Raw genomic sequence first — 19,939 nt, 5'->3', positions numbered from 1 at the left:
GGAGTCGGTGGCGTATGGGGCGGGGGTGAGGAGGCTCGGCCTTCAGTCGCCCGCTCTAACCGGCTTTGCGCGGCCTGCCTCGCTTCGGAGTGGGCGGACGCCAGGAGTTCACCTCTTCGGCCGACAGGCCGAGGCGGGTGACGTGGTGTTCGTAGGCGTGCGACAAGGCTTCGCCGTCGCCAGGGGGCGAGGTGGGGCCGAGCCCGTGCTCGGTCCTTGCCCAAGGGAGTACATCCGCGAGGGCTCTGAGTAGCGGAAGGGCCGACTCCGGGCGCTGCGTGTGAGCATGGGCGTCGGCTTCGAGCAGGTGGAGCAGGACGTGCGCTCGTTGACCGGCGTCCCAGCCCGCCCAGCCGATGAGGGTCGAGGGGGACAGTGGGGCGACGGACGACGCGAACGAGGTGAAGCGTTCGTTCGGCATGTCGAATTTGCCGCGTTGTCTCCAATACGACGATTTGAGGAAGTCGGCTGACGTGAACCGTGGCAGAACCGGGGCAGCTTCGCTGAGGCCGCCGCGTTCTGGTCGGTCGTCCGCGGCGCTGGAGCTGTCCTTCAGGCGCTGTACCTCCCACAGCTCTTCCCAGAGGCGTCGTTTGTTGAGGCCCGAGGGCTTGTACCGGAGGGGTGCCGCCTGCGGTACGTGCTCGCCGGCGAGCAGCTCCAGGAGGACATCGAGGATGGATTCCCGGGGAGCGTAGAGCGCTGCCAGTGTGGTGAATTCCTCCTCGGCTCCAAGGAGTTCACTCAGCTTCCGTACGGAGCGTGCGACGGGACGTCCGTCCTCCGTGGCGGCGTCCAGCCACAGCCGCGGTGCTTCACAGAGGTCGAGCATGCGTTCTCGGAGGATGTCGCGGACCATGGTGTCCCAACCAGGGGTGAGCCAACGGCGCTTGTACTCGGGCTGCTCCAGCAGCGCCAGCATGCCGTTCTGTTCGATGGCGGCCACACGACGTCGTACGAGGTTCTGGTACGCGGGCGGCCAGTGCTCGGGGATTTCGGTCACCGGGATCACGTCGTGCCGCCGGAACCAGCTCCCTTCCGGATCGTCGGCGAACCACCGCGCCTCCGTCTCCCCGGCTGCGATTCTTCTGGCGAGGGCGATCTCGAAGGCGCGTTCGCCGACCTCGACCCCCGGGAGGTCGGCCAGGGCGGCGGTCAGATTCCCGTCGTCGGGGAGCAGGCCGTAGGAGGCGTACGTCTGCCAGTCGAGTTCCTCCTGAATCGCCACCATGCGCGATCTGACCGAGGACCAGTGCCCTCGGGCAGCGGCGAGCGACTGTGCGGTGAGGCGGGTGGCCGGGTTCCCGAGGTCGGACTGGCAGCGCCCCAGCTCCGCTGCGAGCAGGTCCAGTTCTTCGGCCGGTGCCACGGAGAAGGCGGGGGGAAGCGGGAGGTCGAGGAGCCGGGTGGAGGTGAACTCGTAGATCCGCTCCCAGGCTTCACCGCCCCGGAGCGCTCCGATGTGCGGCTGTCCCTTGCTCTGGCTCATCTGCTTGAGCCAGAAACAGACGGCCGAACTGTTGAGTACTCCCAGGAGTTCGAGGTGGGAGTGTTCCGTGGCACTCGGCGGCAGTTTGATCACCGGTGCCGAGTTGAGCGCGACGGCGGAGCCCCTCAGCAGACTGAAGTGCGGGTGCGTGGCCACCCAGGGGAAGACGATGGACCACGGGTGGGCGTCCCAGTCGGGCGCGAACTGATGCCAGTCGTACCACGGTGACGTCTTCCTGGATCCGCGTCGCCCGCTCAGCACACCCCGATACGGCCACAGGCGGCGGTGATGCCCGGGAAGCCGCTCCAGATCGACGAGTTCCCTGCCGCCTCGGGTACGGGGGAAGAAGGCCCTCAGCGGTGCGTGCGTCGACCAGTCACGCACCTCGGAGCCGGTCAGTACCCGGACGGTGGCGGACTCCTCGGCACGGTGACGTCTGAAGGAGCCGGCGGTGGAGCAGAAGAGCTCGTCGGATCCCGTGTTGGCGGCGTACCCGATACGGGTGACGCGTTCGCGCAGCGGCTCACCGCTCTCCATGAGCCGCAGCACGCTTCGGGCCGCCGAAGGAGCGAGGCTCCAGGGGAAGATGTCCAGCTGTGCGCGTTCCTGGAGGTAGGACTCGGCCCAATGGCTTACGGCCTCGGCTTCGAACGCCAGCCGACGCAGCGACTGCCAGACAAGCCCCTCGCCGGGCACCTCCGGCACTCCGGGCTCGCCCCGCCGGCCTACGACCATGTGAACCGGCGCTTCGCGATCGGGCACGCGGTTCTGTCCCACGAGGATGACCGTCGGGGTGCCGTGTCCGGGGATGTAGGCGCCCGACGTGTCGATGACGTGGGAGATCCGCACCCGCGGAAGAACTCGCTCGACGAGGCTTCTGCCGAATTCCCGCTTCATGAAGGAGTTGGACGTCAGCAGACCCACGCGGCCCGCGGCTTCGCCCGGCAGCGCGAGGTCGAAGGCGAGCTCGGTGAAAGGGACCGAGAGCGCGTAGAGCCCGTTGCAGCTCTCGTAGGCGTCGCGGTAGGCCGTGAACAGGCGCTTGTCCTTGACGGTGATGTACGGGGGATTGGTCGTCACGACCTGGTAGGAACCGGCGCGGAGCAGGCCGTGGCGCCTGGCGTACTCGTCGACGTCGGTCGGGGCGCCGAAGCCCGTCAGCCCCGGCCCGGCCGAGGTTCCTCGGCGGTTGTGCAGGAGAGAATCGCCCGTGGCGACCACCAGTGGGACGTCCGGAACGTCTTCGAGTCTCCGTTCTCCCGTGCTGTTCATGGCGGCCAGCAGCAGGCGGAACCGCGTGATGCTCACGGCGCACGGGTCGAGGTCGCAACCGTGGACCGAGTTCAGCGCCCGGGCCGCTCGCTGCCATGGGCTCATCCCCGGCGCGACCTCGGACCAACGCCGGAACAGGCGCTCGTACGCGTCGAGCAGAAAGGCGCCCGATCCGCAGGCCGGGTCGACGACCCGGAACCCGGACAGGCCGGTCGCGCCGGACGCGCAGGCGTCCAGTGCTGGGTCGAGAGCGAGATCGTGGATCAGCTCGACCACGAAGGGCGGGGTGGGAACCGAGGCGTACGACTTCAGGGCGTGCTCGCTGATGTCCGCGTAGAGATCCGTCAGGAACCTCGTGGAGCGTGACTCGTCCGTGAAGTCGTGCACGAGCGCGCCGTCCGGAGTCCGACGGCGCCAGAAGGCGAGGAGCCTCCGGCACGCCTCATGGCTCGGACGCATGCGCCACAGGGGATTGCTGCTCCGGCTGAACACCGAGGCCATGGCGGGGTGGGAGCGGAGCCGGTCCATGGACGAGGTGATCAGTTCGGCGGCCGCCGCGGACGATTGCCGCTGGTAGAAGGCTCCGTCCGAGGCGTCCGACGCATCCGCCGGACCTGCGGCAAAGGGCATGTCGAGCAGCCCGTTGTCCTCGCAGAACCGGATCACGACAGTGGCGAGGACCCAGGCCCTGGCCACCTGGGACACCTGCTCGTCCAGCCAGGACTGCCAGGTGGCCGCCGTCAGTCCGTATCCCACGGCGGCCCTGTACTCATCGCGAAAACGCTCGACGACCGGATCAGAGGGCTCGACGGCCGCATCGGAGGGGATGCGGGACCGCAGGTCGAGCTCGATGTCGGACGTGAGCCGGCGCAGCTCTGTGAGCAGGACGCCTCTGGAGAGCATGTGCCCCTTCCTCAGGTCGGCGTGTCTCGCGAGGGCGCGACGTTACCCGCCCTCTGCCGCGAGGTTATCACTGCGAGAGTGTCGTAAAAGATTGAGAGTGTTAGGGCAGTCCTCTACGCTCTTCTCTCTGTGGCGACCGGTCGGTGCCACGCCAACTGGGCCTGCTCTGCGGCGACATCGCATGCCGGGTCCTCGAATGGAAGGCATGCCGTATGAGTGTCGACGACGGGTCCCTCAAGGGGATCTGGCTGGCGATCATCGCGCTGAGCGCTCTGTTCGGTGCGGGTGTCGCCGCCGCGGTGTTCTGGATGGCGGGGCAGGGGGTGTCGGCCGTTCTGGCGGCGGGAGGGGCCGCCTTCGTGGGAGTGGCGACCCTCGGTATGGCGGCGAGGAAGTTCCTCGTCGACTAGCGCAGAGGCTGACTCCTTAGGGGTACACTTCTAAGGAGTACATCCCTAAGGAGTCAGTGTGATGTCACGTGCAAGGCCGAGCAAGCCGCCGCGTGTCTTCGATCGCGGAGCCGAATGGGACGGGCTCGCCGCCTTTGCGGGCCGGACTCTGCCGCACGCCATGCTCGGCATCGTCAGTGGCAGGCGGCGTATGGGGAAGACCTATCTCCTGAGGGCGCTCGTGGAGCAGTGTGGCGGCTTCTACTTCGGTGCGACGGCGGGCACCGAAGCGGAGTCGCTTCGTCAGTTCAGCGCCGCGCTGGCCGAGTACGTGGGGTCCCCCGTGGCCTTCTCCTTCGGCTCCTGGGACGACGCGATCTCCTACCTGTTCGGGCTTGCCGCACTCGGGAGGAGAGATGTCCGAAGCGGCTCGACGGGGGAAGCGGCGGATTCCCCCTTTCTCGTGGTCATCGACGAGTTCCCGTACCTGGTGAAGGTCGCTCCGGAACTCCCCTCGCTCATCCAGCGCGAGATCGATCGCTTCCAGGTGGAAGAGAGCCGCATGAGAATGCTCCTGTGCGGTTCGGCGATGTCCGTCATGGGTGGACTACTGGCCAGTACCGCGCCTCTGCGGGGCCGGGCGCAGCTCGAACTCGTCGTACGGCCCTTCGGGTACCGGGCGGCTGCCGATTTCTGGAGTGTCGCCGGTGATCCCGCGCTGGCCGCCCGGCTCCATGCCGTTGTCGGAGGCACGCCCGCGTACCGCCGCCAGTTCCTGGCGGACGACGTCCCCGCGAGTCTCCATGACTTCGACGACTGGATCTGCCGTACGGTCCTCTCGCCGTTCAGCCCGCTGTTTCGCGAGGCCAGGTATCTGCTTGCGGAGGAAGCGGACATCCGTGACACCGCGCTCTACCACTCGGTCCTGGCAGCCGTGGCGCAGGGGAACGCGACGCGGGGTGGCATCGCGAGTTACATCGGACGGAAATCCGTCGACATCTCGCATCCGCTCAACGTCCTGGAGGACAGCCATCTGCTGATGCGGGAAGTGGATGTCTTTCGTGCCGGGAAGTCGCAGTACCGCATCACTGAACCGCTGATCAACTTCTATGAGGCTGTCATGCGTCCCGCCTGGGCGCGGCTGGAGAGCGGGCAGGCCGCCGAGGTGTGGGGGCAGGCGGCGGAACGGTTTGCGGCGCAAGTGGCCGGGCCGCACTTCGAGGCGGTGTGCCGCGAGTATGTGCTCGGACCTGGGCGGTCGTTGCTCAACACCTCCCTGGGTGAGGTGGGCAGCGGTGTAGTGACCGACTCGAAGGAGCGTCGACAGATCCAGGTCGACGTGGCCGTCGTCGAGTCGGGTTCTGGGGGGAGGCGGCCATCGGTCGCTCTGCTCGGAGAGGCCAAATGGGGAACCGTCATGGGGGTCGGTCATCTGGAGCGGCTCGGGCGGGCCAGGGAACTGCTCGCCGGCCGGGGAATGGCCACCGAGGAGTGCCGACTGGCGTGCTTCAGCGCTGCGGGCTTCACCGATGGGCTGCGCGCCGAAGCCGAACGAGGCGGTGTACTGCTGATCGGCCTCGACGAGTTGTACGGCCGGACGATGCCGGCCGGTGGCCTGCTGTAGGGCGTACCGGTGGCCGCGCGGAGGTTCGTCGGCCGCCCGTATCGCGAGAGGCCCGGACCGTCCGAGGGGGAGTTCTTGGCCGCACGTGCCTTGCCAAGGGCCACTCCGTGCGCTGAACTGACGTACCGTCAGAAACCGAAGGGGGCGTGGACTGCCATGGACACGATCTGGCTCGGCGGGGCGGAGTGGCTGGCCGTGCTGCGGCTCGGGCTCGGGCTGTGGTGGCTGGAGAGTTGGCGGCACAAGGACAAGAAGGGCTGGTTCGAGCGGGGGACCGGGATCGCGTGGGCGGCGGACGTCGCGGGCAAGCACCGGTGGAACGCGGTGCGTTCCGGCTTCGACGTCGTGGTCGCGCCCAGGCCGCGGACGATGGCGTACGTCGTCGTGTACGCGGAGTTGGCCCTCGGACTGGGACTGGTGGCCGGGTTCCTGACGCCGATCGCGCTGATCGGCGGGCTGCTCCTCAACGTCCTGTACTTCACCCTCATGATCCACGACTGGGCCGAGCAGGGGCAGAACGCGATGATGGCGCTGATCTCGGTCGTCGCCTTCTTCGGGATGGGGTGGCAGACGTGGTCGCTGGACAGTGCGATCGGGCTCTTCTCGTGAGGCGCGGGTCGATCGGGGTCGGGGTGTGCTCGTGAGCGGGGAGCGCGCGTCGAGCGGGGAGCGTCCGTCGGGCGAAGCGCGTGCGGCGGACAGGACGCGGGCGCCAGGTGGGGCGCGATTCGATCTGCCCGAGGTCGATGCCTTCACCCGGCCGTACTGGGACGCGGCGGCGGAGGGGCGGCTGCTGATCCGCCACTGCGCCGGCTGCGACCGGGCCCACCACTACCCCCGGGAGTTCTGCCCGCACTGCTGGAGCGAGGACGTGCGCTGGCAGCCCGCGAGCGGCCACGCCACCCTCTACACCTGGTCCGTCGTACACCGCAACGACCTCCCGCCCTTCGGCGAGCGGGTGCCGTACGTCGCCGCGGTCGTCGACCTCGCGGAGGGGCCGCGGATGATGACCGAGGTGGTGGAGAGCGAGGGCGACGCGCTGCGGATCGGGATGGGGCTGGAGGTCACGTTCAGGGCGGGGGTGCCCGTGTTCCGGCCACGGCCCGGCGCAGTCCCGTCCCCTTCCTCCGCCGTCCCGCCCCCTTCCTCCGCCGTCCCTCCTCCTTCCTCCGCGTCGAAATCCAGTTCCTGACCCCCCTCCGGCCCCTGTGAATAATGGCCGGATGCCCGACGTTCACGAGAAGTCCCCCGCCCACCCCTTCCCCGTGCTCGACGGCCACGGCCTGCGGCTGCGCCCCTGGGACCCGGAATCCGAGGCCGATGTCGCGACCTGGCTGCGCGGGCTGACCGACCCGGAGTTCCAGCGCTGGAACACCCCGGTCAAGCTCGTCCGGGACCTGGACAGCGCCCGCGACTCGCTCCGCTCGCGCGCCGAGGCCGTCGCCGACGGCACCGCTGTCGCCTTCTGCGTCACGGACGCGGCCACCGGTACGACCCTCGGTCACATAGGCGTCAACGACATCAACCACGTCATACGCGTCGGCATCGTCGGCTACTGGGTCCTTCCGGAGGCCCGCGGCCACCAGGTCGCCACTCGCGCCCTCGCCCTGGCCGCCCGCTACGCCTTCGGCGCCGTCCGTCTGCACCGCATCGAACTGGGCCACGCCCTCGGCCACGACGCGTCCTGCCGGATCGCCGAGCGGTGCGGGTTCCCGTACGAGGGGACGCTGCGGGAGGCGATGTTCGAGTCGGGGCGGCACGACGCGTTCCGGGACGTCCACCTGCACGCACGGATCGCGACGGACCCGGAGCCGACGCTGCCGGGGGCTTAGCGCCGGGCGCCCGGAAAATCGGAGTGCCGAACAGGGGATGAGCGGGATCATGGCTGCCATGACTCGTGACGCGCATGGCTGGGTGTTCACCCACGATCTGGACGAATTCCTCACGAGCGCGGGGGACTTCCTGCGCTCGCGGCCCGCGGCGCACACCGTGGCGCTGTCCGTGACCGACGCGCTGCGCAGACGAGGGCCGGACGTGTACGGGCAGGAGGTGCCGTTCTTCGGGCGGCTCGCGGACGCGGATGGTCATGTTGACGGGGTCGGTGGGGTGTCGGCCGTGCTGTTCCACACACCGCCGTACCAGCTCAACGTCACCGACCTCCCGGCGGAAGACGTCGACGTGCTGGCCGCGCGGCTCGCGGACGAGGGGTACTCGTTCCCGGGCGTCGGTGGTCCGGTGGACACGGCCGCCGAGTTCGCCGCCGCCTGGGAGCGTCACGTCGGCGCGCGGGCCCAACTCAGGAGAAGCGAACGGCTGTACCGGCTCGGCACGCTCACGCCGCCGACACCCGTCCCGCCCGGCCGCGCCCGGGTGGCCGGTGAGGGCGACCACGCGCTCGTCGCGCGCTGGTACTCCGAGTTCGCCGGGATCTTCGGGCAGAACGAGAGGCAGGACCCGGACCGCTGGGCCGAGAGCCGAATCGCGTACCGCGGTGTCACGCTCTGGGAGACGCCGGACGGTACGCCGGTGGCCATGGCCGGAGTGACCCCCCTGATCGCCGGGCAGATCCGGGTCGCCCCCGTCTACACCCCGGCGCCCCTGCGCGGACGCGGCTACGCGGGGGCCGCCACCGCCGAGGTCAGCAGGGCCGCGCTGGCCGCCGGAGCGGACGAGGTGCTCCTCTTCACCGACCTCGCCAATCCGACCAGCAACGGCCTCTACCAGCGCATCGGTTACCGCCCCGTCGCCGACTTCGCCATCTACGACTTCCTGAAGTAGTGGCCCTCTTCGAGGTCCTCGACGAGGCCGGGACGCTCGGGACGCCATCCCAGCCGCTTCTGCGTGAGGGTGCTCGACGCCGGTAGGTCCATCGAGAAGAAGTGTCCGAGCCAGCCGAAGTGGTCGGCCGCCTCCTCGCGGGGGATGGCGGCCACCGGCAGCTTCAGGTACCGGCCGACGGCGTCGGCGATGTCGCGGACCGGTACGCCCTCGTCGCCGACCGCGTGCAGCCGCGCACCCCCGGGCGCCTCCTCCAGGGCCAGCCGGTACAGGTGCGCGGCGTCGAGCCGGTGCCCGGCGGCCCAGCGGTTGGAGCCGTCACCGGGGTAGGCGGAGACGCCCTTCGCGCGGGCGACGGCGATGATCTGCGGGACGAAGCCGTGGTCCCCCTCGCCGTGCACCGACGGCGGCAGCCGCACCACCGAGGCCCGCACACCGCGCTCGGCGAACGACAGCGCTTCCGTCTCCGCGCGGATCCGGGCCGCCGCGGGCGACGGTGAGAGATCCTGCTCGTCGTCCTCGGTCGCGACACGGCCCGGCACGAGCGTGAGATCGGCGGTCCCGGAGGTCACGACGAAGGGCCGACCCGATCCCACGAGCGTCTCGCCGAGCCTTTGGATGGCACGGAGTTCCGTCCGGGCGGCGGCCGCGAAGTCGGAGGAGCCGTGCTGGAACGCCGTGTGGATCACGCCGTCCGCCGCGTCCGCGCCCGCCCGCAGACTGTCGAGGTCGTCGAGGGCGCCGCGGTGCGCCTGTGCCCCCGCGGCCGTCAGTGACGCGGCGGCCCGGTCCGAGCGGGCGAGGCCGAGTACCCGGTGTCCCGCGTCCAGCAGTTCGCGTACGACGGCGCTGCCGACGAATCCGGTGGCTCCGGTGACGAACACACGCATGGTGCACTCCAGAAAGGGTGATGAGGTCCGGCCCGGCGGTTCCCCGCCTGTCGCTTCTCCGTCCGGTGGTTCCGGATCCACCGTGCGGCCACGTGGAGATCCGCGTCCAAGGCCTGTTTCGAAACGGTGCATGCGTTTCAGGTATCACCACAGCTCAATGCCCGAAGAGTGCTGTCACCCGATGTGTGCGGGGGATACCGTGAAGGCATGATGTCCGCTTCGTCGCCGCAGCAGCCTTCGCCTCCGGTCGACCTCGATCTGCGCCTCGTGCGGTACTTCACGGTCGTCGCCGAGCACCGGCACTTCGGCCGTGCCGCCGCCGCCCTGTGCATCGCCCAGCCGTCCCTGAGCCGGCAGATCCGCCGCCTCGAACAGCAACTCGGCGCCCGTCTGCTGGACCGTACCCCGCAGGGCAGCCGGCTCACCGAGGCGGGCGAGGTCTTCCTGCCCCAGGCCAAGGCGCTGCTGCGCTCGGCCACTCAGGCCGCGGCGCGCACCCGGGCCGCCGCCCAGCCCAGCCGTGTCACCATCGGCTACACCTCCGGCATCATCGTCACCCCGGCGGTGCGCGAGATGCGCCGGCTGCACCCGGACGCCGAGGTGGTCGCCCAGCACCTCGTCTGGAACGACGCCCACGCGGCGCTGGTCGAGCACCGGGTGGACGTGGCGGTGACCCGCCTCCCGATGCGGACCGACCAGCTCCACGTCACGATCCTCTACGACGAGCCCCGCGTGCTCCTCGTCCCCTTCGACCACCGCCTGGCCGGCAAGGAATCCGTCACCCTCGACGACATCGCCGACGAACCCCTGCCCCGGGTGTCCGACTCGGCCTGGAACGCGTTCTGGCGCATCGACCCGCGCCCCGACGGCAGCCGGGCGCCCGACGGTCCGCTCATCGAGGCCCTGGAGGACAAGTTCGAATTCATCGCCTCCGGGCAGGCCGTGGCCATCGTCCCGGCCGACCCGCGCGTCGACCGCATCCGCCCCGACCTCACCACGGTCCCCCTGCACGGCGTCGAACCGAGCCACGTCGTGCTCGCGACCCGCGCCGACGACCGCAGCCGCCTCGTGACGGCCTTCCGCAAGTGCGCCCAGGCCCACCTGACCGGTCCCGGGTCTCAGGGCCAGAGCAGCTCCTTGCGCCAGCCTCCGCCCTCCGAAGAGGGTTCCGGGCGGCGGTAGACGAGCCGTACGTGCCGGCGCCTCGCGTCACCCTGGAAGAACTCCACCTCTTCCGGCCGGAGGCGGTAGAGGGTCCAGGTCGGGGCCGGAGCGTCGGGCTCGCGCCGAGCGCGGTCCCAGGCCTCGTCCGAGACCCGCCCCAACTCCGCCACGGAACCCAGCACTTCACTCTGCCCGCCCACGAGCGCGGCGGCCAGCGCCCCCGTCGAACGGGCGTGCAGATCCGCCTGCCCCTCCTCGGCCGGGGCGACCTCGACCGGCCCCCGCAGCCGGATCTGACGGCCCTGGGCGGGCCAGTAGAACCCCAGAGCCGCGTACGGGCGCGCGGCCAGCTGACGGCCCTTGCGGCTGGTGACATGGCTCGCGAAGGCCCAGCCGTCCGCGTCCGCGCCGTGCAGCATCACGATCCGGACGTCGGGCAGCCCGTCCTCGTCCGCCGTCGCCAGCGACATCGTGTGCGGTTCGCTCTGCCCCGCCGCGACCGCGTCCGCGAACCACTCCGTGAACAGGGGGAGCGGTTCGGCGGGTGCGGATGCCGGGTCGAAGGAGGGCAGCTCTACGTCCCACACCCGCAGTGACCTGAGCAGCTCGTGAAGATCCGTTCCCATGCCCCAAGTATCACTCGGAGGTCCGGCAAAGCTGCGCCATGAGCACCCCGTGCAGCAGCTCCGCGTCCACGAACTCACCCACCTCCGGTGCGCCGTGCCCCCAGCTCAGGGGGTACGTGTTCCCCTCCGGCGCGGGTACGCCCACGTACTCGTCGTGCGCCGAGCGTGTGAACCGGCGGGCGCCGGGCGGCCAGTCGTGCTCCGCGCCCTCGCCGGGCGCCAGCAGGAAGTACGTCCAGCGGCAGCCGTTGGATTCCCTGACGACCGGTCCGGGGTGACCGTCGGTGAGCGCGACGAGGTGGTGCAGCACGGCTTCCCCGCGTACGCCGCACACCCGGATGGCGTCGAAGTGGACCCCGGCGAGGCGTAGTTGAAGCCCGGACCTTGGGACCCAATTCGGGGTGAGTTTGTTCGTCATGACTATGAGCGTGACGGTGGTTGCGTAGCGTGACTAGACGAACACGGTCCACATTGCCGGTTGTGGGGAGGATGGTGGTTGTTGTGGGGGCGAATGGTGGGGCGTCCATGGGGCGCAGGTTGGTGGGGGGGCTGTTGCGCATCCAACGGGGGCGGTTGGGGCTGACGCAGAAGGAGGCGGGTGAGTTGTTACTGGTCTCCGAGGGGTGCTTCGGGTCGTACGAGAGGGCGGAACGCATTCCGCCGATCCAGTTCCTCAAGGACGCGGACAACGGGCTCGACGCGAGGGGTGCGCTCGTTGCGTGCATCGAGATGATGGAGGAGGAGAAGTACGCGCCCACCTTCGTCAACTGGGTGCGGCTGGAACGGCACGCGCGGGTGATCAGCGCGTACGAGAACATGCTGATCCCGGGGCTGCTTCAGACCCGGGCCCACGCACAGGCGCTGTACGAAGCGCGGCGGCCTGCGTTCACTGAGGAGGAGATCGAGGGGCACGTAACGGCTCGACTGGAACGGCAGTCGGTGCTGACGCGCAATCTGCCGCCGTACGTGGGTTACGTGATCGAGGAGTCCGTACTGGAACGGCACCTCGGGGGTGCGGAAGTGCTCAAGGGCCAGTTGCTGCACATCCTGGAGTGCATTCGGACGATGAGGCAGCACCTCACAGTTCAGGTGATGCCGACCAAGCGGCATACGCACGCCGGGCTGAACGGTCCGATGCAGCTGATGGGCACCGAGGAGGGGCGCAATCTGGTGTACGTGGAGGCGCATGGCGGCGATAAGTTGATCCACAAGCCGGAGCTGGTGACCGATCTGTTCGAAATCTTCGGCATCTTGCGGGCCCAGGCGCTCAACCCCTGGGAGTCCGAGGAGCTGATCAAGCAAAAGGCTGGAGAACTGTGAACACGACCAAATTGACCTGGTTCAAGTCGAGCTACAGCAACAACGAAGGCGGCGCCTGCCTCGAAATAGCAACCCGCCCCGAAATGGTCCACATCCGCGACTCAAAGAACCTCACCGGCCCCACCCTCGCCGTCACCCCCACCACCTGGACGGCCTTCCTCCGTACCGTCCGTTGAGGCGCTCAGCGGGCGTCGCTCTCAGCGGCGCCCTCCTGCTCCCCCTCGCCGCCTGCGGCCCCCTCGCGGAGGACCCCAAGTCCCTCATCTCCGCCCCCGAGGTCTTCTACCTGCGTCCCGTCGGTGACACATCCGGGCCCAAGGCCAAGATGCCGTTCCATCTGCAGGCCGAGGACGTCAAGGCGACCAGCCGCTACGGCACGCAGGATCACCGGCTGACCGTCGACGTGCGCGGGTCCGAGGGCGTCGTACGGCTGAAGGCGGTCGGCTTGCGCAAGGGCGGGACCCGGTGCATCAACGACACCGTGCGTGCCATCTGCGACGTCAGCGGTGCCTACGACAGCTGGTCGGACCTGGACCGGGTCCACCCGGTCGCCGCCGAGGGCAGCAAGCCCGGCGACACCGGCATCGTGCGCTTCACGTTCACCACGAAGGACGGGAAGACGCTCACCACCCGCACCCGGGTCGTGGTCGGCGAGCCCGTGGTGAAGGTGCGCACTCCCAAGGTCATCACAGACGTGCGCCCCGGCGCCGACGTGACCGTACCGGTCGTCGTCCGCAATGACGGCGAGGTGCCGGTGAAGGGGCTGGCCCTCGAACTTGGCTCCGGGGACCTGGACTTCCGGCAGCGGTACGCCAACTGCCGTTACCCGCCGCAACACCACGGCCACACGGCCGTCTGCCGTTTTCCCGACCTGCGCATCCCGCCCGGCGGGACTGTCGTCCTGCACCCCGCCCTGCGCCTGCGTGCGTCGAAGACGCGGATGTACGGCTCCTTCAGCCAGGAGGCCTGGCCGCTGGACTCGGGGCCCGGACAGTACACCGTGGTGCCGCCGGGCGGCGACCACGGTGACGGCCCGCCCCTGACCGCCGAGGCCGTGCGCGACGCCGACGACACCGACGGCACGTTCGCCGAGGGAGACGTCTTCACCGACGTGCGTCTGGACACCCACGCCGACTACGAGGTCTTCGACGTCGAACTGCGGGGCAGCCCCGGCGCGAAGCGCTCGCTGCGGCTCAAGGTGCGCAACAACGGGCCCGGCATCCCCGGCGCCGGTACGAAACTGCTGTTCACGCCGCCGCCCGGCACCGTGCTGGAAGAACCCATGGAGGCCATCGACGAGGACGCGTACGAGCCGTACTGCGACTCCGACGGCCCGGCGTACAGCTGCCTCGTGGGCCAACTCGACCCCGGCGAGACCCGTGACTTCGAGTTCACCCTCAGCCTCGACGGTCCGGGGCAGGGCGGCGTGGCCCTCCAGGACGCCGAGCCGTCCACGGGCCGCCGCGACCCGAACCCGGCCAACGACACGGCTCCTGTCACCGTTCTGCCCTGACCTTCCGTGTCCCTGGCGCACCCCCGTGACGCCAGGGAACGGACGTTTTCCGCTGCCTCTAAGATGCGGCGTGGATCGGCCTGTGCGGGAGGACCGAACGTGTCAGCGACGCGGCTGAACACGCCAGTCACCGCCGCGGTGTTGTGAGGTGCCTGTTTTGTACAGCGTTGCCCTGCCGAAGATGGTGCTCGCGAGAACGGCGGGAACCGGGTACGAGGCCGGCCGCCTCGCCCGGGAAGCGGGGATCCCGGCGTGGGCCATGGACAGCGACGACATCACCGTCGCCAACGACTGCTTCCTGCGGACCCTGGTACTGGCCGAGCACCACCACGGTGTGCCCGACGTCGGACTGCGCGTCGGCGGCGACTTCGCGCCCGGCCAACTCGGTGTCTACGACTATCTGTTCACCACGGCACGGACCCTCGGGGAGGGCTACGCGGCGAGCGGGCGGTATGTGGACCTGATCACCGGTGTGGGGCAGTACGCCGTCGTGGCCGCCACGGAGAGAGTCGTGCGGGTCACCTTCTCGCTGGCTGAGGACGAGGACCGGGGGCGGGAGCTGGCCATCCAGACCGGGATGTCCGACCTGCTCTCCCGCTCCCGCTGGGCGACCGGACGGCCGATCGGAGCCGTGGAGGTCAGCCTGCGGCAGCGCGCACCGCGCAGGTCCACCACGTTCAGCGACTTCCTCGGCACCACCCGGATCACGTACGGGGCCGACACCGACAGCGTGACCCTGCGCGCCGCCGATCTGGAGCTGCCGCTGCGCACCGCCGATCCCGCCCTCGCCGCCATCATGGAGCGCCACGCGGCCTCGCTGCCGCGCATCCAGCCGCGCCCCACCAGCTGGCCCGACCGCGTCCAGCAGGTGCTGGCCGCCGCGGTGCTCGCGGAGGACCCCCTCTCCCTGACCTCCGTCGCGCGACGGCTGGCGACGAGCCCCAGAACTCTCCAGCGCCGGCTCGCCGAGTCGGGCACCACCTGGCGCCATGAGGTCGATCGCGCCCGGCAGGCGCAGTTCGCGCGGCTCCACCGGCACCCGGCCGCGCCCTCCGGCGGCACGTCCGGTCTCCTCGGCTACTCCGACGCCCGCGCCCTGCGCCGGGCCAGACGCCGCTGGGCCGCACGCTGAACCGCTGCCCGGCCCCTACCGCCCCAGCGCCGACGGGGCCGATCGTCCGCGCACCACCGGCCCCTACCGCCCCAGCACCACCGGCCCCTACCGCCCCAGCACCACCGTCCCCGACGAGCAGAACCAGCCGCCCGTCCCGGAGGCCACCGCCAGCTCAGGAAGGCGTCCGCCCGCCTTCCTGACCTGCCGTTCCCCGGCCTCCCCGCGCAGTTGCCGTACGGCCTCCACCAGGAGGAACAGGCCCCGCATGCCCGGATGCTGGGCCGAGAGTCCGCCGCCGTCCGTGTTCACGGGCAGCTCCCCGCCCACCGTCAGGCGCCCCTTCTCCACGAACGGACCGCCCTCTCCCTTCGCGCAGAAGCCCAGGTCCTCCAGGGTCACGAGGGTCATGTAGGTGAAGGCGTCGTAGATCTCGGCCACGTCGATCTCGTCGGGCCGCACCCCCGCCCGCTCGAAGGCGAGGCGTCCGCTCACCGCCGCGGGGGAGACGGTGAAGTCCGGCCACTCGGACATCGTCGTGTGCGAGACGTGCTCGCCGGTGCCGAGGATCCACACCGGGGCCGTACGGCAGTCCCGTACGTACTCCTCGGCCGCCAGCAGCACCGCCGCGCCGCCGTCGGAGCGCAGACAGCAGTGCAGCTTGGTGAAGGGGTCGGCGATCATCGGGCCGGACAGGACGTCGTCGGTGGTGATCGGGGTGCGGAACATCGCCTCCGGGTTCAGCGCCGCGTTCGCCCGCGCCTGGACGGCCACCGACGCGAGCTGTTCGAGTGTCGTGCCGTACGCGTGCATGTGGCGGCGCGCGGCCATCGCGTACTTGGCGATGAGCGTGTGGCCGTAGGGGACCTCGAACTGGAGAGGGCCCCGGGCGCCGAAGGAGAGGTCGCCGGTGCGGCGTCCCGCCTTGATGTCGGCGCGGGCGGTCGAGCCGTAGACGAGGAGGACGGCGCGGGCGTGGCCCGCCGCGATCGCGTCCGCCGCGTGCGCGGCCATGACCTCCCAGGTGGAGCCGCCGACGGCGGTGGAGTCGACCCAGGTGGGGCGCAGGCCCAGGTACTCGGCCACCTCGACCGGTGGCAGTGTGCCAAGGCCCGCCGACGCGAACCCGTCGACCAGCGAGCGGTCCATCCCCGCGTCCGTCAGCGCACGCCTGGCGGCCTGGGCGTGCAGGGCGTAGGGCGTCGCGTCGTCCACACGACCGCAGTCCGAGAGGGAGACACCCACGACGGCGACCTTGCGCTTTCCCGGAGTCATGAATCTGACGGTACATCAGATGTGGCGGTGCGCGGGAGGCCGTCGTGGCTCTGGGCATCCGTACCGCACGGCGCTAATGTGACGGGCCGTCAGATCGGGAGAAAGGGCCTGGCCATGGACGCCCGTTTCACCGCCGAACAGGACGAGATCCGCCGCACCCTGCGGGAACTCCTGCTCAAGCGCTGCGGTCCGGAGGAGGTGCGGTCGGCCGTGCGCACCGGGGTCGGATACGACACCGGGCTCTGGGAGGCACTCGCACAGCAGCTCGGGCTGCCGGGGCTCGCACTGCCCACGGCGTACGGCGGGGTCGGCTGCTCGTTCGCCGACCTCGCCCTCGCCTGCGAGGAGTCGGGGCGGGCCCTCGCGCCCTCGCCGCTGCTCGCCACGGCCGCCCTCGCGGCCCCGCTGATCCTCGCCCTCGGCACCGACGCCCAGCGCGCCGCGCTGCTGCCCGGGATCGGGGCCGGCGAGCTGACCGCCGCCCTCGCGGTACCGGGCGCCGGGCTTCCCACCGCGCTCGGCCTGGTCGGCGACAACGCCGGGGACTGGGCGGGCGGCGGCCGGGCCGGGGGCGTACAGGCCCGGCGGGGCGAGGAGGGCGGCTGGCGCCTCTACGGGGAGGTGGAACAGGTCCTCGACGGGCACAGCGCCGGGCTCCTGCTGGTCGCCGCGCACACCGGGGGGTTCGCCCGGGCCCGGACCCGGATCTTCCTCGTGACGGAGGGCGCCCAGGGACTCGTACGGATGCGGCAGACGTCGTTGGACGAGACGCGGGCGCAGGGGCGGGTGCAACTGCGGCAGGTGCGGGCCGAGGTGCTGGGCGAGGAGGACGGCGACGTGCTCGGCGCGCTCGCCTCCGTCGGGGACAGCGCCGCCGCCCTGCTCGCCGTCGAAGCCGTCGGAGCCGCCGACCGGGCGCTGGAGCGGACCGTCGCCCACGTGCGGCAGCGGGAGCAGTTCGGGCGGGCGATCGGGTCCTTCCAGGCGGTGAAGCACCGGCTCGCGGACGTGTACGTGCGGGTGCAGGCGGCGCGGTCCGCCGCGTACTACGCCGCCTGGGCGGCGGGGGCCGGGGGTGAGCGGGTCGGCGGGCTCGCGCTCGCCCAGGGCCTGGAGGCGCTGCGCACGGCCGCCGCCGAGGCGATCCAGCTGCACGGCGGCATCGGCTTCACCTGGGAGCACGAGGCCCAGCTGTACTTCAAGCGCGCGGCCGGCGACGAACTGCTCTTCGGGCCCGTGCACCGGCTGCGGGCGTACGCCGCCGACGCGGCGCGGCTCTTCGACGGGGCGGAGGTGGCGGTCTGATGGCGCCGGGAATTCGGTCGCGAGCCGTCGTACGGAGTGTGCAGAAGGTGTCCTCGACGCGGGCCTTCGCCCGGATCGCCCCGCACCTCGTCCCGGCCCTCGACCGCGCGGTGCACCGGCTGACGCGCGGCAAGGTGCTGCTCAGCGCGCAGCTGCTGCCGGGCATCGTGCTGACCGTGCGGGGGGCCCGCAGCGGGCTGGAGCGGCGCACGCCACTGGCCTGTATGCCAGAGGGGGTGCAGGGGACGGATGGGGCGCAGGGGACCGAGGGGCCGAAGGGGACGGGCGGCCGGGCAGGCAGCTGGATTCTCATCGGGTCCAACTTCGGGCGCACCGATCATCCGGCCTGGACCGCCAACCTCCTCGCCCATCCGGACGCCGTCATCAGCTGGGAGGGTGAGGACATCCCCGTGACGGCCCGTCGGCTGGAGGGGGAGGAGCGGGACGCGGTCTGGAAGGCGGTGCTGGCGTTCTGGCCGCCGTACGCCACGTACCAGGCGCGGATCGATCGTGAGATCAGGCTGTTTCGCATCGTGCGTCGCGGCGCATAGCGCAGCAGGCGGCAGTCCACGAAGTGAACTGCCGCCTGCATGACAGGATGTGGGCCGAACAGGAGCCCCAGAAGATACGGTCGCGCTACTTGGTCGGCTTCTTCCCGGTCACCCCGAGGTGCACCAAGAGCGCCAGGTTCGGCTTGAGTTCGGCCTGCTTGACCCCCCAGGTTTGGAAGCCCTTCTGGTGCGAGGCCACCGCGGCGAGCATCGCGACGAGCGAACCGGCGATCGCCCCGGGGTTCACGTCCTTGTCGACCTTGCCCTTGGACTGGAGCTCGGCGACCGAGTCCGAGAGGGAGTTGTTCACCGAGTTGAGGATCTTCATGCGGATCTTGTAGAAGCGTTTGTCGCCCTCGGCGGCGCCCAGGTCGACCACGCGCAGAATCGCCTCGTTCTTCCGCCAGAACTCCAGGAAGCCGTCCACGAGTTCCTGCGCGGTCGCCCAGCCGGCCTTGCCGACCCAGGAGCGCCCTTCGAGGAGCTGGGTCAACCCGGCGCCCTCCGCGGCCATTTGTTCGGCGATCTCCAGAACGGCACCTTCGACGTCCGGAAAGTACTGGTAGAAAGTCGCCGGCGACGTGCCCGCCTTCCGGGCGACATCAATGACTTTGACGTCCCGGTACGGCGACGAGCTGAGCATTTCACTGAGGCAGTCGAGCAGTTTCTGCCTGGTCGCCTGCCCTCGCCGTCCGGCCACACGGCCGTCGACGGTACGCACTTGTCCTGTCATGCCGTCAGCTTACCGAGGGGTGATCGGAGCGCGATTCGGCCGACTGCAAATGGGGTGCATGGGGGGGGAGTGCGGGCGGCGAGTGGGTCCCTGGGGGATGCCTGAGGGTGTCCGGGCCGTCGCGCGGAGTGGATGAAAGGCCGTTAACTTGGCCGCATGGCCGTATCCCGGGCATCCGACGCAACGCACGCCTACTCAGAGGGCGTCCCCTGCTGGGTCGACGCGCAGCTTCCCGACGTGGAGGCGGGCAGGCGCTTCTACGGTGAGCTGTTCGGCTGGACCTTCGGGGAGGGGTTCGGGCCGCACACGGAGGGCGTGTGGGCGCTCCGTCACGGGGAGCCCGTCGCCGCCCTCACGCCCAAGCGGGACGGCCGGATGCCCACCGTCTGGACGGTGTCGTTCGCGACACCGGACGCCGCCGCGCTCGCGGCCCGGATCCAGGCGGCCGGCGGGCAGGTGATCACCGCGCCCACCCAGCTGGGCCCCTACGGTACGACCGCCCTCGCGACCGATCCCGAGGGCGGGGTCTTCGGCCTGTGGCAGGCGGGCACCCACCCCGGTTTCGGCAAGCGGCACGAGCCGGGTTCCTTCTGCTGGGCCGAGCTGTACGCGCGGGACCCGGAAGCCGTCGACCGTTTCTACGGCACCCTGTTCCACGAAGCCCTGTTCGGCCCCGACGCCTCGCCCGACTTCGGCCGCGCCCCGGTCTCCGGTGTCTTCCCGGCCGAGATGCCGCCGCACTTCCTCGTGCACTTCGGAGTGGAGGACGTCGACGCGGTTCTCGGTACGGTGAACCGGCTCGGCGGACGCGTCCAGACGCCCCCTTTCGACACGTCGTACGGAAGGGCGGCCGTCGTCACGGACAATCAAGGGGCGTCGTTCGCCGTACTCCAGGTACGGGGCCGGTGATTTTGTCCCGAGACACCCCGTTCCGCCCCTGGGTTCGCAACCTGTGGCCGGGACAGGAAGAATCGGGGTGCGTGCCGCCATGGCGGT

The 19,939-nt window shown here is 70.5% G+C and carries 20 protein-coding genes; 14 read left to right on the top strand and 6 right to left on the bottom strand.

Translation table 11 applies throughout. The annotated features are described in order from the left end of the window. Positions 1-55 precede the first annotated feature (55 nt). Complete coding sequence (gene pglX / locus ACFZDJ_RS35205; RefSeq protein ID WP_391065067.1) at positions 56-3,664, bottom strand: BREX-2 system adenine-specific DNA-methyltransferase PglX; 3,609 nt, start codon at positions 3,662-3,664, stop codon at positions 56-58. Between the two features lie 212 nt (positions 3,665-3,876). Between pglX and ACFZDJ_RS35200 the strand changes: the two genes are divergently transcribed. The 6 genes from ACFZDJ_RS35200 to ACFZDJ_RS35175 all read left to right on the top strand — a co-directional run bounded on the left by ACFZDJ_RS35200 (position 3,877) and on the right by ACFZDJ_RS35175 (position 8,455). Then, a complete protein-coding gene (locus tag ACFZDJ_RS35200) occupies positions 3,877-4,074 on the top strand; it encodes a hypothetical protein (RefSeq protein WP_391065064.1) in 198 nt (65 codons plus the stop codon). Positions 4,075-4,135: 61 nt separating this feature from the next. Next, positions 4,136-5,677 carry an ATP-binding protein gene (locus tag ACFZDJ_RS35195; RefSeq protein WP_391065061.1) on the top strand — a complete coding sequence of 514 codons (1,542 nt, stop codon included), beginning with the start codon at positions 4,136-4,138 and terminating at the stop codon, positions 5,675-5,677. Positions 5,678-5,833: 156 nt separating this feature from the next. Beyond that, complete coding sequence (locus ACFZDJ_RS35190; RefSeq protein WP_391065058.1) at positions 5,834-6,286, top strand: DoxX family protein; 453 nt, start codon at positions 5,834-5,836, stop codon at positions 6,284-6,286. A gap of 124 nt (positions 6,287-6,410) precedes the next feature. Next, positions 6,411-6,869 carry an OB-fold domain-containing protein gene (locus tag ACFZDJ_RS35185; protein ID WP_391065412.1) on the top strand — a complete coding sequence of 153 codons (459 nt, stop codon included), beginning with the start codon at positions 6,411-6,413 and terminating at the stop codon, positions 6,867-6,869. Between the two features lie 31 nt (positions 6,870-6,900). After that, a complete protein-coding gene (locus ACFZDJ_RS35180; protein ID WP_168509276.1) occupies positions 6,901-7,509 on the top strand; it encodes a GNAT family N-acetyltransferase in 609 nt (202 codons plus the stop codon). 58 nt (positions 7,510-7,567) lie between these two features. Beyond that, a complete protein-coding gene (locus tag ACFZDJ_RS35175; protein WP_391065055.1) occupies positions 7,568-8,455 on the top strand; it encodes a GNAT family N-acetyltransferase in 888 nt (295 codons plus the stop codon). Here the strand turns inward: ACFZDJ_RS35175 and ACFZDJ_RS35170 are convergent. After that, positions 8,437-9,345, bottom strand: coding sequence for an NAD-dependent epimerase/dehydratase family protein (locus ACFZDJ_RS35170; RefSeq protein ID WP_391065052.1), 909 nt, complete (start codon positions 9,343-9,345; stop codon positions 8,437-8,439). The genes ACFZDJ_RS35175 and ACFZDJ_RS35170 overlap by 19 nt on opposite strands. A gap of 210 nt (positions 9,346-9,555) precedes the next feature. On the opposite strand from ACFZDJ_RS35170, the gene ACFZDJ_RS35165 reads away from it, so the two are divergent. Then, on the top strand, positions 9,556-10,527 hold the full coding sequence (locus tag ACFZDJ_RS35165; protein WP_391065409.1) for a LysR substrate-binding domain-containing protein: 972 nt from the start codon (positions 9,556-9,558) through the stop codon (positions 10,525-10,527). Here the strand turns inward: ACFZDJ_RS35165 and ACFZDJ_RS35160 are convergent. Together ACFZDJ_RS35160 and ACFZDJ_RS35155 are read right to left on the bottom strand one after the other, a co-directional pair. Beyond that, on the bottom strand, positions 10,464-11,135 hold the full coding sequence (locus ACFZDJ_RS35160) for a pyridoxal 5'-phosphate synthase (RefSeq protein WP_391065048.1): 672 nt from the start codon (positions 11,133-11,135) through the stop codon (positions 10,464-10,466). The two genes, ACFZDJ_RS35165 and ACFZDJ_RS35160, sit on opposite strands and share 64 nt — an antisense overlap. Positions 11,136-11,145: 10 nt before the next feature. Continuing rightward, the gene (locus tag ACFZDJ_RS35155) at positions 11,146-11,553 is read right to left on the bottom strand and encodes a hypothetical protein (RefSeq protein ID WP_168509272.1); all 408 of its coding nucleotides are present in this window, start codon (positions 11,551-11,553) and stop codon (positions 11,146-11,148) included. Positions 11,554-11,660: 107 nt separating this feature from the next. On the opposite strand from ACFZDJ_RS35155, the gene ACFZDJ_RS35150 reads away from it, so the two are divergent. The 4 genes from ACFZDJ_RS35150 to ACFZDJ_RS35135 all read left to right on the top strand — a co-directional run bounded on the left by ACFZDJ_RS35150 (position 11,661) and on the right by ACFZDJ_RS35135 (position 15,100). Beyond that, entirely contained in the window at positions 11,661-12,455 is a 795-nt protein-coding gene (locus ACFZDJ_RS35150) for a Scr1 family TA system antitoxin-like transcriptional regulator (protein ID WP_391065044.1), read from the top strand. Further along, on the top strand, positions 12,452-12,631 hold the full coding sequence (locus tag ACFZDJ_RS35145; RefSeq protein WP_390930482.1) for a DUF397 domain-containing protein: 180 nt from the start codon (positions 12,452-12,454) through the stop codon (positions 12,629-12,631). The genes ACFZDJ_RS35150 and ACFZDJ_RS35145 overlap by 4 nt, the downstream gene beginning before the upstream one ends. Then, positions 12,628-13,968, top strand: coding sequence for a hypothetical protein (locus ACFZDJ_RS35140; RefSeq protein ID WP_391065041.1), 1,341 nt, complete (start codon positions 12,628-12,630; stop codon positions 13,966-13,968). Before ACFZDJ_RS35145 ends, ACFZDJ_RS35140 begins: the two co-directional genes overlap by 4 nt. 181 nt (positions 13,969-14,149) lie before the next feature. Next, on the top strand, positions 14,150-15,100 hold the full coding sequence (locus tag ACFZDJ_RS35135) for an AraC family transcriptional regulator ligand-binding domain-containing protein (protein ID WP_390930478.1): 951 nt from the start codon (positions 14,150-14,152) through the stop codon (positions 15,098-15,100). Between the two features lie 87 nt (positions 15,101-15,187). Here the strand turns inward: ACFZDJ_RS35135 and ACFZDJ_RS35130 are convergent, their stop codons facing one another. Then, the gene (locus tag ACFZDJ_RS35130; RefSeq protein WP_391065038.1) at positions 15,188-16,354 is read right to left on the bottom strand and encodes an acetyl-CoA acetyltransferase; all 1,167 of its coding nucleotides are present in this window, start codon (positions 16,352-16,354) and stop codon (positions 15,188-15,190) included. Positions 16,355-16,468: 114 nt separating this feature from the next. On the opposite strand from ACFZDJ_RS35130, the gene ACFZDJ_RS35125 reads away from it, so the two are divergent. Then, positions 16,469-17,659 carry an acyl-CoA dehydrogenase family protein gene (locus ACFZDJ_RS35125; protein WP_391065035.1) on the top strand — a complete coding sequence of 397 codons (1,191 nt, stop codon included), beginning with the start codon at positions 16,469-16,471 and terminating at the stop codon, positions 17,657-17,659. Next, positions 17,659-18,210: a nitroreductase family deazaflavin-dependent oxidoreductase gene (locus ACFZDJ_RS35120; protein ID WP_391065032.1), complete on the top strand. Its 552-nt coding sequence runs from the start codon at positions 17,659-17,661 to the stop codon at positions 18,208-18,210. The genes ACFZDJ_RS35125 and ACFZDJ_RS35120 overlap by 1 nt, the downstream gene beginning before the upstream one ends. 85 nt (positions 18,211-18,295) lie before the next feature. Here the strand turns inward: ACFZDJ_RS35120 and ACFZDJ_RS35115 are convergent, their stop codons facing one another. After that, positions 18,296-18,931 carry a TetR family transcriptional regulator gene (locus ACFZDJ_RS35115; protein WP_101404450.1) on the bottom strand — a complete coding sequence of 212 codons (636 nt, stop codon included), beginning with the start codon at positions 18,929-18,931 and terminating at the stop codon, positions 18,296-18,298. Positions 18,932-19,099: 168 nt separating this feature from the next. Here ACFZDJ_RS35115 and ACFZDJ_RS35110 point away from each other — a divergent pair, with 168 nt between their 5' ends. Continuing rightward, entirely contained in the window at positions 19,100-19,852 is a 753-nt protein-coding gene (locus tag ACFZDJ_RS35110) for a VOC family protein (protein WP_391065028.1), read from the top strand. Positions 19,853-19,939: the final 87 nt, after the last annotated feature.

Origin of the sequence: Streptomyces sp. NPDC007896 (assembly GCF_042959425.1) — a bacterium.
In the GTDB taxonomy this organism is placed as follows: Bacteria; Actinomycetota; Actinomycetes; order Streptomycetales; family Streptomycetaceae; genus Streptomyces.
The sequence above is the reverse complement of the archived record's forward strand: the minus strand, read 5'-3'. Positions and strand labels throughout refer to the sequence as shown.